This window comes from Streptomyces sp. NPDC049954, assembly GCF_040656295.1.
In the GTDB taxonomy this organism is placed as follows: domain Bacteria; phylum Actinomycetota; class Actinomycetes; order Streptomycetales; family Streptomycetaceae; genus Streptomyces.
Genome location: NZ_JBFALS010000005.1, coordinates 217,737 through 232,771, shown reverse-complemented (window position 1 = coordinate 232,771; position 15,035 = coordinate 217,737). Strand labels below are relative to the sequence as shown.

Sequence of the window (15,035 nt, the reverse complement as noted above, 5' to 3'; positions counted from 1 at the left end):
GGTTCAGGCCCCCGCTTTGGTGACGCCGGTGGCGTGTTCGGGAAGTCGTGGTTCGGGCACGGCGAGTTGGTCGTTCTCGTGGAATTCGAGTTGCTTGCGGCGGTCGGGGACGATGCCTTCGGGGCGCAGCCGCATGAGGAGGATGAGGGCGAAGCCGAACAGGAGGAGCTGGTAGTCCTGCATGAACTGGAGCTTGGCCGGGATGAGGTAGAGCAGTGCGGCGCCGATGAGGGGGCCGGAGATGGTGCCCATTCCGCCGAGGATGACGGCGGCGATGAGGAAGGCGGAGTTGGGCGGTGCGGAGCCGGCGAACTTGTACTGCTCGGGGGTGACGCTGTAGGAGACGTGGGCCTGGACGGTGCCGGCGAGTCCGGCGAGGGTGGCGCCGAGGGCGAAGGCGAGGAGTTTGAGGCGGAAGCCGTTGATGCCCATGGCGGAGGCGGCGGTCTCGTCCTCGCGGATGGCGACCCAGGCGCGGCCGATGCGGGACTGTCCTGAGCGGTGGAAGACGAGCAGGACGATCGCGGTGAAGACGAGCATCAGCAGGTAGTAGTTGCCGGACCTGCCGAGGGTGAAGCCGAGGACGTCGTGGGGGAGCCCGAATTTGAATCCGAAGAATTCGAGGTCGGGGATGTTGGGGATGCCCTGGGAGCCGTTGGTGACGTCGGGGCCGCTGTTGCCGTTGAGGTTGTTCATGGTGATCCGGAAGATTTCTCCGAATCCGAGGGTGACGATGGCGAGGTAGTCGCCGCGCAGGCGCAGGGTGGGTGCGCCGATGATGACGCCGAAGACGAGGGAGACGGCGGCTCCGGTGAGGACGGCGAGGGGGAAGGGGAAGTGGACGCCGATGGTGGACTGGGGGGAGCCGGAGACGAGGGCGGCGGTGTAGGCGCCGACGCCGAGGAAGGCGACGTATCCGAGGTCGAGGAGTCCGGCGAGGCCGACGACGACGTTGAGGCCGAGGGCGACGGTGGCGAAGATCAGGATGTTGGTCCCGATGAGCGCGTAGGTGTCGTTGTCCTGGGTGAAGGGGAAGCAGATCGCGGCGACGAAGGCGGCGGCGAGGGTGACCTGCCGGTGGCGGGTGGTGAGTTCGCTGAGGCGGCGCGGGAGGCCGGCGCGGGCGAGGCCGAGGGTGCCGAGGACGACGAGGACGAGGTAGCCGACGAAGAGTTCGGAGTACTCGGTGTCGATGCCGTAGGTGAAGACGTAGAGGCCGAGTCCGAAGGCGACGGCGATGACGAGGATGTCGAGCCACGCGGGGAGGGTGCGTTCGGCGCGGCGGGGTGCGGGTGCCTGGAAGGCGCGGCGCAGGGGGACGTCGGTGGTGCCGGGGTGGGTGCCCGGGGGGACGTCGTGGGGGAGGCCGAGTGCGGCGGCGAGGGCGAGGGCGGAGCCGGCGAGGGAGATCCAGGCTCCGGGGTCGAGGGCGATGAGGCCGTCGAGTTTCACCGCGATGGCGATGACGGTGTAGGCGGTGGTGGCGAAGGTGCCGAGGGCGAGGAAGCGGACGGCGCTGTGGGGTCCGCCGGGGGTGAGCCAGCGCAGTCCGGGGGTGTGGAGGGCGCTGAGGGTGAGCAGGGCGGTGAGGAGGGCTCCGGCGAGGGTGATGAGCTGGAGTCCGCCGGGGTATCCGGTGACGGTGAGGTCGCCGGGGAACTCGTCGGTGTAGGTCCAGGAGAGGAAGGTTCCGGCGAAGGCGATGAGGGTGCCGGCGAGGGTGCCGTAGCGGGCGGCGGGGGCCGGGAGTTTGAGGACGGCGTCGTGCGGGGCCGTGGGGTTCGTGGTGTCTGTCATGGTGATCAAGCCCTGTCCGCGACGCGTTCGCCCAGGAGGCCCTGGGGTCGGAGGAGGAGGACGACGATGAGGAGCACGAAGGCCCAGACGTCCTTCCATGCGCCGCCGCCGAAGAGGTCCATTCCGGGGACGTCGCCCATGTAGCCGGTGGCGAGGGATTCGGCGACGCCGAGGACGAGTCCGCCGAGCATGGCGCCGTAGAAGTTTCCGATGCCGCCGAGGACGGCCGCGGTGAAGGCTTTGAGGCCCATGATGAAGCCCATGTAGAAGCCGATTTGGCCGTTGTGGAGGCCGTAGCCCACGGCGGCGACGGCGGCGAACGCGGCGCCGATGGCGAAGGCCATGACGATGATGCGGTCGGTGTTGATGCCCATGAGCTTGGCGGTGTCGGGGTCCTGGGCGGTGGCCTGCATGCCGCGTCCGGAGCGGGTGCGGGAGACGAACCAGCCGAGGATGAGCATGCAGATGGGGGCGGCGATGATGATGAAGAGGTCGCCGCGCTGCACGGTGGCGCCGAGAACGTGGAAGGGGTCGCCGTGGAACTGGGGGAAGGAGATGTCGGACTTGGCGTCGGGGTAGAAGGCCCAGACGAGTTGCTGGAGGAAGAGGGAGAGCCCGATGGCGGTGATGAGGGGGGCGAGCCGGGGGGCGCCGCGCAGGGGCCGGTAGGCGAGTCGTTCGGCGGCGGTTCCGACGGCGACGGAGCAGATGACGCCGCCGATGATCATGACGGGGATGACGGCGAGGAGTGGGGAGCCGTCGGGGAGGAGGGTCCAGACGGTGTAGGCGCCGAATCCTCCGATCATGAAGATCTCGCCGTGGGCGAAGTTGATGAGCTGGACAATGCCGTAGACCATCGTGTAGCCGATCGCGATGAGTCCGTACATCGCGCCGAGGATGAGTCCATTGGCCAGCTGTTGCGGCAGTTCGTGCACCGCAGGGCCTCCGTGGAGTGGTTCGGATAAGGCGCCGCGCGGGACGCTGTGAGCGGTTCCCGCGCGGCCTGGGCAACACGTGTGAGGGTGGGCCCTCAGGGTGCGTGGTCGGGTTGGGCCCTGGTCAGGGCTTGTAGACCTCGCTCTTCTTGGGGACCCACTTGCCGCTGTCCACCTCGTAGGCGGTCATCATCGTGTTGGTGGTGTCCCCGAACTCGTCGTAGGAGACGTCGCCGGTGACGCCGCTGAACTTGACGGTGCTCATGGCGTCGAGGACCTTGCTGCGGGCGTCGCCGGGGAGTTTGCCGTCGTTGTCCTCGACGGCCTTCTTGACGGCTTCGATGATGGACCAGGTGGCGTCGTAGGTGCCGGCGCCGTAGGCCTCGTAGTCGTCCTTGTATCCGCCCTGCTTGTAGTCGGAGATGAACTGCTTGGCGGAGTCGAGTTGTTCGACGGGGGCGCCGACGGAGGTGGCGAGGTCGCCCTGGGCCTTCTTGTTGAGCTTGATGAAGTCGGCGCTGTAGATGCCGTCGCCGCTCATGAGCGGGATCTTGCTTCCGCTGTCCTTGAGCTGCTGGCTGAGGGGGGCGGCGGCGGGGTACTCGCCGCCGTAGTAGACGGCCCCGGCGTTCTTGCGCTTGACCTTGGCGACGACGGCGTTGAAGTCGCGGTCGTCGGGGTTGATGTGGTCGGCGCCGACGATCTTGCCGCCGAGCTTGGTGAAGGTCTCCTTGAAGGAGGCGGCGAGGCCGGCGCCGTAGGTCTTCTGGTCGTCGATCAGGTAGACCTGCTTGATCTTCACCGTCTTGTACAGGTAGTTGGCGGCGAAGGAGCCCTGGACCTGGTCGGTGGTGGCGGTGCGGAAGAAGGTCTTGAAGGGGCGCTTCTTGTCGCCGCTCTTCCAGGCGTCGCCCTGGGTCAGTTCGGTGCCGGTGTTGGAGGGGGAGACCTGGGTGAGGCCCGCGTCGTTGAACGGCTTCTGCATGGACTGCGAGACGTTCGAGTTGAGGGGGCCGACGACGCCGAGGACCGTCTTGTCGCCGATGAACTTGGTGGCGTTCTGCTGGCCGATGGAGGGCTGGGCCTGGTCGTCGAGCGGTTCGATCTTGAACTGGACGCCGGGGACGAGGTTCTTCTTGTTGGCGATCTTCGCGGCGAGGTCGGCGGAGTTGCGGATGCCGAGGCCGAGGGCGGAGAGGTCACCGCTGAGGGGGGCGTCGACGCCGATGACGACGGTGGTCTTCTTGCCGCCGCCGCTGGTCTTGTCGCCGCTCGAACTGTCGTCGTCGTCGCGCGATCCGCAGGCGCTGAGCGTCAGCGCGCCTGTGGTGAGCACGGTGGTGAGGATGAGCAAGGAACGGTTTCGCACGGGTGGGTCCTTTCCTGGCGCGGCCTCCTCGCTTGAGGTGCCGTGTCGATCGCCGGGCAGGACGAGGGTGCTGTGGGCGGTGCTTGGTGTGGCTGCCCGGCGGCGCGGTGACTGGCCGTGACTCTAAGCGCAGGTGAAGGGGTGCGGGAGCGGGGGCGGACAGGATGTGACTGTCTTGTTATGCGATGTGGCGTGTGAGAGGCGCGGGGTGGCCGCAATGCGGTTTTCGAGTGGTCTGTGATGACCGCATGCTGAGAACTCCCAGCATGCGTAAGGTACTTAATCCCCGTTGGTGCTGGCAGGCCGGTCGGGGCATGTGCGGGGGCCGGGGTGGGCGCACGGCGTGGGGTGCGTGAACTGGTTGTGGGCGGCGTATTGCGCGCGTGTTACGCAGGGTGATCGCGGACCAGTGGGGGAGGGCTCCCGGCCGGTGGTGTGGACGGGGGTGGCGCGCTCACTGAGAGGCTTGCCCGGGCGTCAACTGCGTTGTCTCATCGGTGTCTTGTGTCCGCATAGCGGCGATATTCTCTTTGCCGCTGGGGAGTTGACAAAGGGGGCGCTCCCGTGTGAAGGCGCCCCCGTCGTCGTGCGCGTGGCAGCGGTGCGTGTGCGCCGGTGGGGCGCGGCGTGGGTCAGCCGGCCGGCTGCGGGTTCTCGCGCAGCAGGCAGGTGAGGCGGGCGGTGCAGACGCGGTCGCCCTGTTCGTCGGTGATGACGATCTCGTAGGTGGCGGTGGAGCGGCCGCGGTGGACGGGGGTGGCGACGCCGGTGACGAGGCCGGCGCGGACGCCGCGGTGGTGGGTGCAGTTGAGGTCGACGCCGACGGCGAGTTTGCCGGGGCCGCCGTGCAGCATGGCGCCGACGGAGCCGAGGGTCTCGGCGAGGACGGCGGAGGCGCCGCCGTGCAGCAGTCCGTAGGGCTGGGTGTTGCCTTCGACGGGCATGGTGGCGACGACGCGTTCGGCGCCGGCTTCCAGGACCTGGACGCCCATGCGGGTGCCGAGGTGGCCGGCGGAGAACAGGGCGGTGAGGTCGACGCCGAGGGCGGCGTACTCGTCGATGACGTCCTGCGGGAACTTCACGGTGTGCTGCTCGCCCATGGGCGCGGCTCCGTTTCTGTGGTGCGGTCGGTTCAGGCCCGGGTGGGGGCGGGGGAGTCGAGGCGGACGACGACGGACTTGGAGGCGGGGGTATTGCTGGTGTCGGCGGTCGCGTCGAGGGGGACCAGGACGTTGGTCTCGGGGTAGTAGGCGGCGGCGCAGCCGCGGGCGGTGGGGTAGTGGACGAGGCGGAAGCCGGGGGCGCGGCGTTCCCGTCCGTCGGCCCATTCGCTGACGAGGTCGACGTGGTCGCCGTCGGCGTGGCCGAGGGCGCGGGCGTCCTCGGGGTGGACGAGGACGACGCGGCGTCCGCCGGTGATGCCGCGGTAGCGGTCGTCGAGGCCGTAGATGGTGGTGTTGTACTGGTCGTGCGAGCGCAGCGTCTGGAGCAGGAGCCGGCCTGCGGGCAGTTCGGGGTGTTCGACGGGTGCCGCGGTGAAGTTGGCCTTGCCGGTGGCGGTGGGGAAGCGGCGTTCGTCGCGCGGGCCGTGCGGGAGGGTGAAGCCGCCGGGGTGGGCGACGCGGTTGTTGAAGTCCTCGAAGCCGGGCACGACGCGGGAGATCCGATCCCGGATCGTGGCGTAGTCCTTCTCGAACTCCTCCCAGGGCGTGCGGCTTTCGGGGCCGAGGACGCGGCGGGCGAGGCGGGCGACGATCGCGGGTTCGGACAGCAGGTGGGGGCTCGCGGGGGCGAGGCGGCCGCGGGAGGCGTGGACCATGCTCATGGAGTCCTCGACGGTCACGAACTGCGGTCCGCTCGCCTGGAGGTCGCGTTCGGTGCGGCCGAGGGTGGGGAGGATGAGGGCGCGGGCGCCGGTGACGGCGTGGGAGCGGTTGAGTTTGGTGGAGACGTGGACGGTGAGCCGGGCGCGGCGCATCGCGGCCTCGGTGACCTCGGTGTCGGGGGAGGCGGCGACGAAGTTGCCGCCCATGGCGAAGAAGACCTTGGCCTCGCCGTCGCGCAGCGCGCGGATGGCGCGGACCACGTCGTAGCCGTGGTGGCGGGGCGGGGTGAAGCCGAACTCGGCCTGCAGGGCGTCGAGGAAGGGGTCGGCGGGCCGTTCGAAGACGCCCATGGTGCGGTCGCCCTGGACGTTGGAGTGGCCGCGCACGGGGCAGACTCCGGCGCCGGGGCGGCCGATGTTCCCGCGCAGCAGGAGGAAGTTGACGACTTCGCGGATGGTGGGGACGGAGTGCTTGTGCTGGGTGAGGCCCATGGCCCAGCACACGACGGTGCGGCGGGAGGCGAGGACGAGGCGCAGCGCGGCCTCGATGTCGGCGCGTGCGAGGCCGGTCGCGGTGAGGGTGTCGTCCCAGTCGGCCTCGGCGGCGGCTTCGGTGAACTCCTCGAAGCCGTGCGTGTGTGCGCGGACGAACTCCTCGTCGACGGCGCCGTCGGTCTGGAGGATCAGCTTGTTGAGGAGGCGGAAGAGGGCCTGGTCGCCGCCGAGCCTGATCTGGAGGAACAGGTCGGTGAGCGGGGCGCCCTTGATCAGGCCCTTGGCGGTCTGCGGGTTCTTGAACCGCTCCAGGCCCGCCTCGGGCAGCGGGTTGACCGTGATGATCCTCGCGCCGCCCGCTTTGGCCTTCTCCAGCGCGGAGAGCATGCGGGGGTGGTTGGTGCCGGGGTTCTGTCCGGCGACGATGATCAGGTCGGCGTGGTGGAGGTCCTCCAGGGAGACGCTGCCCTTGCCGATGCCGATGGTCTCGGTGAGCGCGGAGCCGGAGGACTCGTGGCACATGTTGGAGCAGTCCGGCAGGTTGTTGGTGCCGAACTCGCGGGCGAAGAGCTGGTAGAGGAACGCGGCCTCGTTGCTGGTGCGGCCCGAGGTGTAGAACACGGCCTCGTCGGGGGAGTCGAGGGCGTCGAGTTCCTCGGCGACGATGTCGAAGGCCCGCTGCCAGTCGACGGGTTCGTAGTGGGTGGCGCCCTCGGCGAGGTACACGGGCTGGGTGAGGCGGCCCTGCTGGCCGAGCCAGTAGCCGCTGCGCCCGGCGAGGGCGGCGACGGGGTGGGCGGCGAAGAAGGCAGGGGTGACGCGGCGCAGGGTGGCTTCCTCGGCGACGGCCTTCGCGCCGTTCTCGCAGAATTCGGCGGCGTGCCGGTGATCGCCCTCGGGCCAGGCGCAGCCGGGGCAGTCGAAGCCGTCCTTCTGGTTGACGCGCAGCAGGGTGAGGGCGGTGCGTCGCACCCCCATCTGCTGCTGGGCGACGCGCAGCGAGTGGCCGACGGCCGGGAGGCCGGCCGCGGCGTGCTGCGGTGCGGTGACCGTCGGTGCGTCCTGCACCGGGTCGCTGGTGGGCGGCTTGGCTGCCATGGTCGCTCCCCTTCGAGCCGCGGGGGCGCGGCGCAGTGCGGCTGCGTGCCGTGACCCCACCCGTTCGTACTGTGCGGTACGTCGCCCCGATCCTCGCACGGAGCGCCGGGGGCGGGCGCGGGCGGGCGTGGGCTGTCGGTGGGGCGTGGCAGGATCGAGGGCGTGGCAGAGACAGCATCGAAGAAGAAGACCGCGGCGGCCGAGAAGCCCCACACGTCCGGCCGGGAGCGTCCGCGCCTGATGCTCATGGACGGGCACTCCCTGGCGTACCGGGCGTTCTTCGCGCTGCCCGCGGAGAACTTCACGACGGCGACGGGCCAGCCGACCAACGCGATCTACGGGTTCGCGTCGATGCTGGCGAACACGTTGCGCGACGAGTCGCCCACGCATTTCGCGGTGGCTTTCGACGTGTCCCGCAAGACGTGGCGGGCCGAGGAGTTCACCGAGTACAAGGCGAACCGCGCGAAGACGCCCGACGAGTTCAAGGGGCAGGTCGAGCTGATCGGTGAGCTGCTGGACGCGATGCACGCGCAGCGGTTCGCCGTCGAGGGCTTCGAGGCGGACGACGTCATCGCGACGCTCGCCACGCAGGCCGAGGCGGCGGGCTTCGAGGTGCTGATCGTCACGGGCGACCGGGACTCCTTCCAGCTCATCACCGAGCACGTCACGGTGCTGTACCCCACCAAGGGGGTCTCGGAGCTGACGCGGTACACGCCGGAGAAGGTCGAGGAGCGGTACGGGCTGACCCCGGCGCAGTACCCGGACTTCGCGGCGCTGCGCGGCGACCCCTCCGACAACCTGCCGGGCATCCCCGGGGTCGGCGAGAAGACGGCCGCGAAGTGGATCACCCAGTTCGGTTCCTTCGCGGAGCTGGTCGAGCGCGCCGAGGAGGTCAAGGGCAAGGCGGGGCAGAACTTCCGGGACCACCTGGACGCGGTGCGGCTCAACCGCCGGCTGACCGAGATGGTCCGGGACGTCGAGCTGCCCAGAACGGTCGAGGACCTGGAGCGCGTCCCTTACGACCGCAAGGCGCTCGCGATGGTCCTGGACACCCTGGAGATCCGCAACCCCTCGCTGCGGGAGCGGCTCCTCGCGGTCGACCCGGGCGCCGAGGAGGAGTCCGAGCCGGTCACCGAGGGCGTCGAGCTGGACGGCACGATCGTCTCCGGGGGCGGGCAGCTCGCCGCGTGGCTGACCGAGCACGGCGCGTCCGTGCTGGGCGTCGCGACCGTGGACACGTGGAAGCTCGGCGCCGGCGAGGTCGCCGAGGTCGCACTGGCCGGGGCGGGCGGCGCCGCCGTCTGGTTCGACCCCGCGAGCCTCGACGAGACCGACGAGAGGGCCTTCGCGCACTGGCTGGAGGATGCCGGGAAGCCGAAGGTCATGCACAACGCGAAGGGCCTCATGCGGGTCTTCGGGGAGCGCGGCTGGAGCGTCGGGGGGGTCTCCATGGACACCGCGCTCGGCGCCTACCTCGTCAAGCCGGGCCGCCGCTCCTTCGCGCTGGACGCCCTGTCCCTGGAGTACCTGGGCCGGGAGCTCGTCCCGGCGGCCGACGCCGATGGGCAGCTCGCCTTCGGCGCCGACGACGAGGAGCAGGCCCAGACCCTCATGGTCCAGGCCCGTACCGTCCTCGACCTCGGTACGGCCTTCGGGGAGCGGCTTCCGCAGGTGCGCGCCGCCGAGCTCCTGACGGACGTCGAGCTGCCGACCTCCGCGCTGCTCGCCAAGCTGGAGCGGCACGGCATCGCCGCGGACCGCGCCCATCTGGAGAAGATGGAGCAGATGTTCGCCGGCGCGGTCCAGCAGGCCGTGAAGGAGGCGCACGCCTCGGTCGGCCACGAGTTCAACCTCGGCTCGCCCAAGCAGCTCCAGGAAGTCCTCTTCGGTGAGCTGGCCCTGCCGAAGACCCGCAAGACGAAGACCGGGTACACGACGGACGCCGACTCGCTGGCCTGGCTCGCGACGCAGACCGAGCACGAACTCCCCGTGATCATGCTGCGCCACCGCGAACAGGCCAAGCTGCGGGTGACCGTCGAGGGCCTGATCAAGTCGATCGCGCCCGACGGCCGCATCCACACGACGTTCAACCAGACCGTCGCCGCGACCGGCCGCCTCTCCTCCACCGACCCGAACCTGCAGAACATCCCCGTGCGCACCGACGAGGGCCGCGCGATCCGCCGCGGCTTCGTCGTCGGCGAGGGCTACGAGTCCCTCATGACCGCCGACTACAGCCAGATCGAGCTGCGCGTCATGGCCCACCTCTCCGAGGACGAGGGCCTCATCGAGGCGTTCACCTCCGGCGAGGACCTGCACAACACGGTCGCCTCCTACGTCTTCGACGTGGACCGCTCGGCCGTCGACCCGGAGATGCGCCGCAAGATCAAGGCCATGTCCTACGGGCTGGCCTACGGGCTGTCCGCGTTCGGACTGTCCCAGCAGCTGAACATCGACGCCGGTGAGGCCCGCGCCCTCATGGACACCTACTTCGAGCGCTTCGGCGGGGTCCGCGACTACCTGCGGCGCGTCGTCGAGGAGGCCCGCGCCACCGGCTACACCGAGACGATGCTCGGCCGCCGCCGTTACCTGCCCGACCTCAACAGCGACAACCGCCAGCGCCGGGAGACGGCCGAACGCATGGCGCTCAACGCCCCGATCCAGGGCACCGCCGCCGACATCGTGAAGATCGCGATGCTCAACGTCGACCGCGCCCTCACCGAGGCCCGGCTCCACTCGCGGATGCTGCTCCAGGTCCACGACGAAATCGTCCTGGAGGTCTTCCCCGGCGAACGCGAGCGGGTCGAGGAGATCCTGCGCCGCGAAATGGCCTCGGCGGCCCAGCTGCGCGCCCCGCTGACCGTGTCCGTCGGCGTCGGCCCCGACTGGGAGTCCGCCGCGCACTGAGACCACCCCCGGTGGCGGGTCCGCGCGCGGGCCCGCCACCGCCGTCTCCACAGCAAACCCACAGGCAGGGGCGGTCGCGTCACCGCGCCGTCACGCTGCGTACCCGCCCCCTGAACGCAACGCGACATGTGGGCGACTACTTATGGCCAAGTGGTGAAAGACGGTCAGCGGTGTCTGCCCGGGCGTCAGAAGTTGTCGTAGTGTCGCCAGGGTCGTCGCGCTGGGGAGCGTGGCGGGCGACGAGGGAGGGGTGGCACCACAATGGCGGCGCAATTCGGCATACGGCTGCGCAAGGGGGCGGCGGCCACGGCGGTCGCGGCCCTGGTGATGGCGGCGCTCACCGCCTCCCAGGCGCCGGGTTTCAGCGAAACCCACCGGCAGCCGCGCAGCAGCGAGGCGAGCGACCGCAGGGACGTCACCCCGCCCACCGACGACCGCTACTACACCGACCTTCCCCCGGTACGCCCCGGAAAGCCCGGCAGCTCCCACGACCTGCCCGGCGCGCAGCCCGGCACCGGGACAGGCGCCCAGGAACCCGTCGCGCAGGAACCCGCCGAGGCCGGCATACCCGCGACCGTCCTGGACGCCTACAAGAAGGCCGAGGCCGAACTCGCCGAGACCCGCTCCGGCTGCCGGCTGCCCTGGCAACTGCTCGCCGCCATCGGCCGCGTGGAGTCCGGACACGCCAGAGGCGGCAAGGTCGCCGCCGACGGCACCACCATCGGCCGCATCACCGGCCCCCAGCTCAACGGCAACGGCTTCGCTCTCATCTCCGACACCGACGGCGGCCGCTACGACGGGGACCGCACCCACGACCGCGCCGTCGGCCCCATGCAGTTCATCCCCTCGACCTGGGACACCTGGAGCCGCGACGGGAACGGCGACGGCACCAGCGACCCCAACAACGTGTACGACGCGGCCCTCGCCGCCGGCTACTACCTGTGCGCGGACGGCCGCGACCTCGCCACGACCACGGGCCGCAACGCCGCCATCCTCAGCTACAACCACTCGCAGGAGTACCTCAACACCGTCCTGACCTGGTTCGAGTTCTACCGCAAGGGCACGCACGAGGTCCCCGACGGCACCGGCACCGTGCCCCGGCACCCCAACACCCCCGCGACCGTCCCCTCGACGCCGCCCTCGGTCACCCCGTCCCCGACGCCGCCCGCCCACGGCGGCAGCGCGAGCCCGAGCACCCCGCACCCCGACAAGCCGGGCGGGAGCGGGTCGCCGGCCAAGCCCTCGCAGCCCGAGAAGCCGACGAACCCCACCACACCCCCGGACACCACACCCCCGACGACGCCCCCGACCACCCCGCCCACGACACCGACCACCCCGCCGAAGCCGCCGGCCCAGCAGGTCGCCCGCTTCGCCGACTCCGCGACCGGCACCCTCAGCGCCGTCACCGGAAGCGACTTCGCCCACCGCGTCACCGTCCGCGCGCTCAACGGACTCGGCAAGGGCGTCGCCGGGGCCAAGGTCACCTTCACCGTCGTCGGCGACACCGGCGCCGCCTTCGCGCAGGGCGCCAAGTCGGTCACCGTCACCACGACGGCCACCGGGAGCGCCACCGCGCCCGCCCTCAACGCCGGGGCGAAGACCGGGGAGTTCACCGTGCGCGCCGTGCTCGAAGGCGGCAGCCTCGCACCCGTCACCTACCGGGCGACCGTCACCGCCCGGCTCGCCGACCAGCTCGCCCGCACCGACGACAAGGCGTTCACCGCCGCGCCCGGCACCGCCTTCGCCACGCGGCTCACCGCCAAGGCCACCCTCGACGGGGCCGCCGCGCCGGGCGTCGCCGCCACCGCCACCGTTCTCAAGACCGCCAAGGACACCGAAGCGGCCGCCGCGGGACCGTACTTCAAGGGTGCGGACGGCACACCGGCCCGCACCGTGTCGCTCACGACCGACGAGGACGGAGCCCTCACGCTCCCCGAACTCTTCGCCGACACGGAGAAGGGCGAGTACGTCCTGCGCGTCACGACCGAGGGCGGGGCCGTACTCGACGTCAGCCTCACCATCGGCTGACCGGCCGCCACCCACGAGCGTCCCGCGTCGCCGGGCGGGCCCCACCGGCCCGGCGACGACGGGAACCTCAACTCCCGGACGGCGCCTGCGGCCACGCGTGCTTCGGATAGCGCCCCCGCAACTCCGTGCGCACCGCCCGGTAGCCCTCCGTCCAGAAGGTCTCCAGATCGCTGGTGATCGCCGCCGGGCGCCCGGCCGGTGACAACAGGTGCACGCGCATCCGCACCCCCGCCACCTCCGGGGTCCGGCTCACCCCGAACAGCGACTGGAGTTTCACCGCCAGCACCGGACGGTCCCCGGAGTAGTCGATCCGCACCCGGCCCCGGCCCTCGGGCAACTCGTAGCGCTCCGGTGCCAGTTCGTCGAGACGGCCCCCCACACCCGAGGCCCACAGCAGGCGCCGCAGCGCGGCGGCCACCTCCACCTGCTCCAGATCGGCCCGGCGCCGCGCCCGGGACAGCTCGGGCTCCAGCCACTCCCCGGCCCGCTCCAGCAGGCCCGCGTCCGACACGTCCGGCCACGGCTCGCCGAGAGCCTCCCGGACGAAGGCCATCCGCTGCCGCAGCTCCCGGGCCCCGCGCGACCAGCGCAGCACGCCAAGCTCCGTCCGACGCAAGCCGTCGAGCAGCGCCTCCCGCACCAGTGCCGCATCCGGCTCCCGCAGCGGCCGGGCCCGCAACTCCACGGCGCCCAGCCGCTCCACCTCCCGCGCCACGACGTCCCCGCCCGACCACCGCACCTCGCCGCCCCGCGCGTACAGCGCCCCCGCCGCGACCCGCGCGGTGTCCTCGTCGATCACGGCCGCCAGCCGCACCCGCGCCGACACCGCCCCGGCCGGCCGGTCCGCGACGGCGACGGCCAGCCACGGGGCCTGGCGCAGCCGCGAACCCTCCGCCGGCTCCGCGCCCGTACCCGACACCATGAGGAAACCGCCGCCGCGCGCCCGCGCCACCCGCTCCGGCTGGGCGAGCGCCGTCACCAGCCCCACCGCCGCGTCCTCGGCCAGCGCGCCGTCCCCGGACAGCGACTTCGGCACCTGCGAGGACAACCGGCGCACCTCCTGCCGCCACCGCGCCCCGTACGCGTCGGAGCCCGCGCGGGCCCGGCGCAGCGCCCCCGCGAGATCGTCCCCGTACTCCCTCGGCGGCTCCTCGCTCAGCAGCGCCACGACCTCGGCCGCACGCCGCGCCCCCACCTCGGCGGCCCCGTCGAGCAGGGCGCGGGCGAGCCGGGGATGCAGGCCCAGGCGCGCCATCCGCTCCCCGCGCGCGGTGGCCCGCCCGGAGCGGTCCACCGCGCCGATCGCGCCCAGCACCTCGCGCGCGGCGGCCAGCGCCCCGGCCGGCGGCGCGTCCAGCAGCGCGAGAGAGGCCGCGGCCGGATCGCCCCAGCACGCGGCCTGCAACGCGAAGGCCCCGAGGTCGGCGACCTTGATCTCCGGTGCGGGGAACGCGGGCAACCGTGCCTCCTCGGCCCGCGCCCAGCACCGGTACACCGTGCCCGGCGCCTCACGCCCGGCCCGGCCCGCCCGCTGCCGCGCCGAGGCCAGCGAGGCCCGGACCGTGGTCAGCGCGCTCAGCCCCCGCGCGTGGTCGACCCGGGGCTCACGGGCCAGCCCAGAGTCCACGACGACCCGCACCCCGGGCACCGTCAGGCTCGACTCCGCCACCGAGGTCGCGAGAACCACCCGGCGCCGCTCGCCGGGCCCCGAGAGCACCGCGTCCTGCACGGCGGCCGGCGCCCGCCCGTGCACCTGGAGCACCTCCGCGTCCACCCCCGACAGCAGCCCCGCGACCCGCCCGATCTCCCCGACGCCCGGCAGGAAACACAGCACGTCGCCCGGGCGTTCGGCCAGCGCCCGGCGCACCACTGAGGCGACATGCGCGAGCTGCGCCGGATCGACCCGCAGGCCGTGCGGCGGGCGCACCGGCCGGAGAGGGGGCGCCCACTCCGTCTCCACCGGGTACGACACTCCCTCGGCGACGACGACGGGCGCCTCGCCCAGCAGCCGCGCCCAGCCCTGCGCGTCGGTCGTCGCCGAAGCGGCCAGCAGCCACAGCTCGGGCCGCAGCGCCGCCCGTACATCCACCAGGAAGGCCGTCGCCGTGTCGGCGTCCAGGTGCCGTTCATGGCACTCGTCGAGCATCACCGCGTCCACGCCCGCGAGTTCCTGGTCGCGCTGGAGCCGCTGGAGCAGCACGCCCGTCGTCACGACCTCCACGCGGGTACGCGGACCGACCTGCCGCTCCCCGCGCACCGTGAAGCCGACGCTCTCGCCGACCCGCTCGCCCAGCAGCCAGGCCATGCGCCGCGCCGCGGCCCGCGCCGCGATCCGCCGGGGCTCGGCCACCACGATCCGGCGCGGCGCCGCGCCCTCGCCGAGCAGCCCGGCCAGCGCGAGCGGGACGAGCGTCGTCTTACCGGTGCCCGGCGGCGCGCACAGTACCGCGGCCCCGCCCGCCCCCGGTCCCTCCAGCGCCGTGCGCAGCGCGGGCAGGACGGATCGGACGGGCAGGGCCGAGAGCGCTTCGGTACGGATCACACCGGCCAGTCTCGCGCACGGGGCCGTCCGCGCGGGGGCTCA

At 72.0% G+C, this 15,035-nt stretch carries 8 protein-coding genes; 2 read left to right on the top strand and 6 right to left on the bottom strand.

Annotated elements, in window-relative coordinates; translation table 11 throughout:
- Positions 1-3: 3 nt before the first annotated feature.
- The 5 genes from AB0J21_RS12970 to AB0J21_RS12950 form a co-directional block, all read right to left on the bottom strand.
- Positions 4-1,797, bottom strand: a complete 1,794-nt coding sequence (locus AB0J21_RS12970) for a branched-chain amino acid ABC transporter permease (protein ID WP_363145943.1) — start codon at positions 1,795-1,797, stop codon at positions 4-6.
- 5 nt (positions 1,798-1,802) lie between these two features.
- Positions 1,803-2,732 carry a branched-chain amino acid ABC transporter permease gene (locus AB0J21_RS12965; RefSeq protein ID WP_363145942.1) on the bottom strand — a complete coding sequence of 310 codons (930 nt, stop codon included), beginning with the start codon at positions 2,730-2,732 and terminating at the stop codon, positions 1,803-1,805.
- Positions 2,733-2,856: 124 nt separating this feature from the next.
- Positions 2,857-4,086: a branched-chain amino acid ABC transporter substrate-binding protein gene (locus AB0J21_RS12960; protein ID WP_363146240.1), complete on the bottom strand. Its 1,230-nt coding sequence runs from the start codon at positions 4,084-4,086 to the stop codon at positions 2,857-2,859.
- A 647-nt stretch (positions 4,087-4,733) separates the two neighbouring features.
- Complete coding sequence (locus AB0J21_RS12955) at positions 4,734-5,201, bottom strand: hotdog fold thioesterase (RefSeq protein WP_363145941.1); 468 nt, start codon at positions 5,199-5,201, stop codon at positions 4,734-4,736.
- 32 nt (positions 5,202-5,233) lie between these two features.
- The gene (locus AB0J21_RS12950) at positions 5,234-7,519 is read right to left on the bottom strand and encodes an FdhF/YdeP family oxidoreductase (RefSeq protein WP_363145940.1); all 2,286 of its coding nucleotides are present in this window, start codon (positions 7,517-7,519) and stop codon (positions 5,234-5,236) included.
- Between the two features lie 240 nt (positions 7,520-7,759).
- Between AB0J21_RS12950 and polA the strand changes: the two genes are divergently transcribed.
- Both polA and AB0J21_RS12940 read left to right on the top strand, forming a co-directional pair.
- Positions 7,760-10,423 (top strand): DNA polymerase I, encoded by a 2,664-nt coding sequence (gene polA, locus AB0J21_RS12945; RefSeq protein WP_363146239.1) that lies wholly within the window; start codon positions 7,760-7,762, stop codon positions 10,421-10,423.
- Positions 10,424-10,684: 261 nt separating this feature from the next.
- On the top strand, positions 10,685-12,451 hold the full coding sequence (locus tag AB0J21_RS12940) for a lytic transglycosylase domain-containing protein (RefSeq protein WP_363145939.1): 1,767 nt from the start codon (positions 10,685-10,687) through the stop codon (positions 12,449-12,451).
- A gap of 67 nt (positions 12,452-12,518) precedes the next feature.
- On the opposite strand, the gene hrpB is transcribed toward AB0J21_RS12940, so the two are convergent.
- Positions 12,519-14,993, bottom strand: a complete 2,475-nt coding sequence (gene hrpB, locus AB0J21_RS12935; protein ID WP_363145938.1) for an ATP-dependent helicase HrpB — start codon at positions 14,991-14,993, stop codon at positions 12,519-12,521.
- Positions 14,994-15,035: the final 42 nt, after the last annotated feature.

Bases quoted from the DNA above. Each gene is read 5' to 3' on its own strand.
- AB0J21_RS12970 (WP_363145943.1), bottom strand. From the start codon at position 1,797: ATGACAGACACCACGAACCCCACGGCCCCGCACGACGCCGTCCTCAAA.
- AB0J21_RS12955 (WP_363145941.1), bottom strand. From the start codon at position 5,201: ATGGGCGAGCAGCACACCGTGAAGTTCCCGCAGGACGTCATCGACGAG.
- AB0J21_RS12950 (WP_363145940.1), bottom strand. From the start codon at position 7,519: ATGGCAGCCAAGCCGCCCACCAGCGACCCGGTGCAGGACGCACCGACG.
- polA (WP_363146239.1), top strand. From the start codon at position 7,760: ATGCTCATGGACGGGCACTCCCTGGCGTACCGGGCGTTCTTCGCGCTG.
- AB0J21_RS12940 (WP_363145939.1), top strand. From the start codon at position 10,685: ATGGCGGCGCAATTCGGCATACGGCTGCGCAAGGGGGCGGCGGCCACG.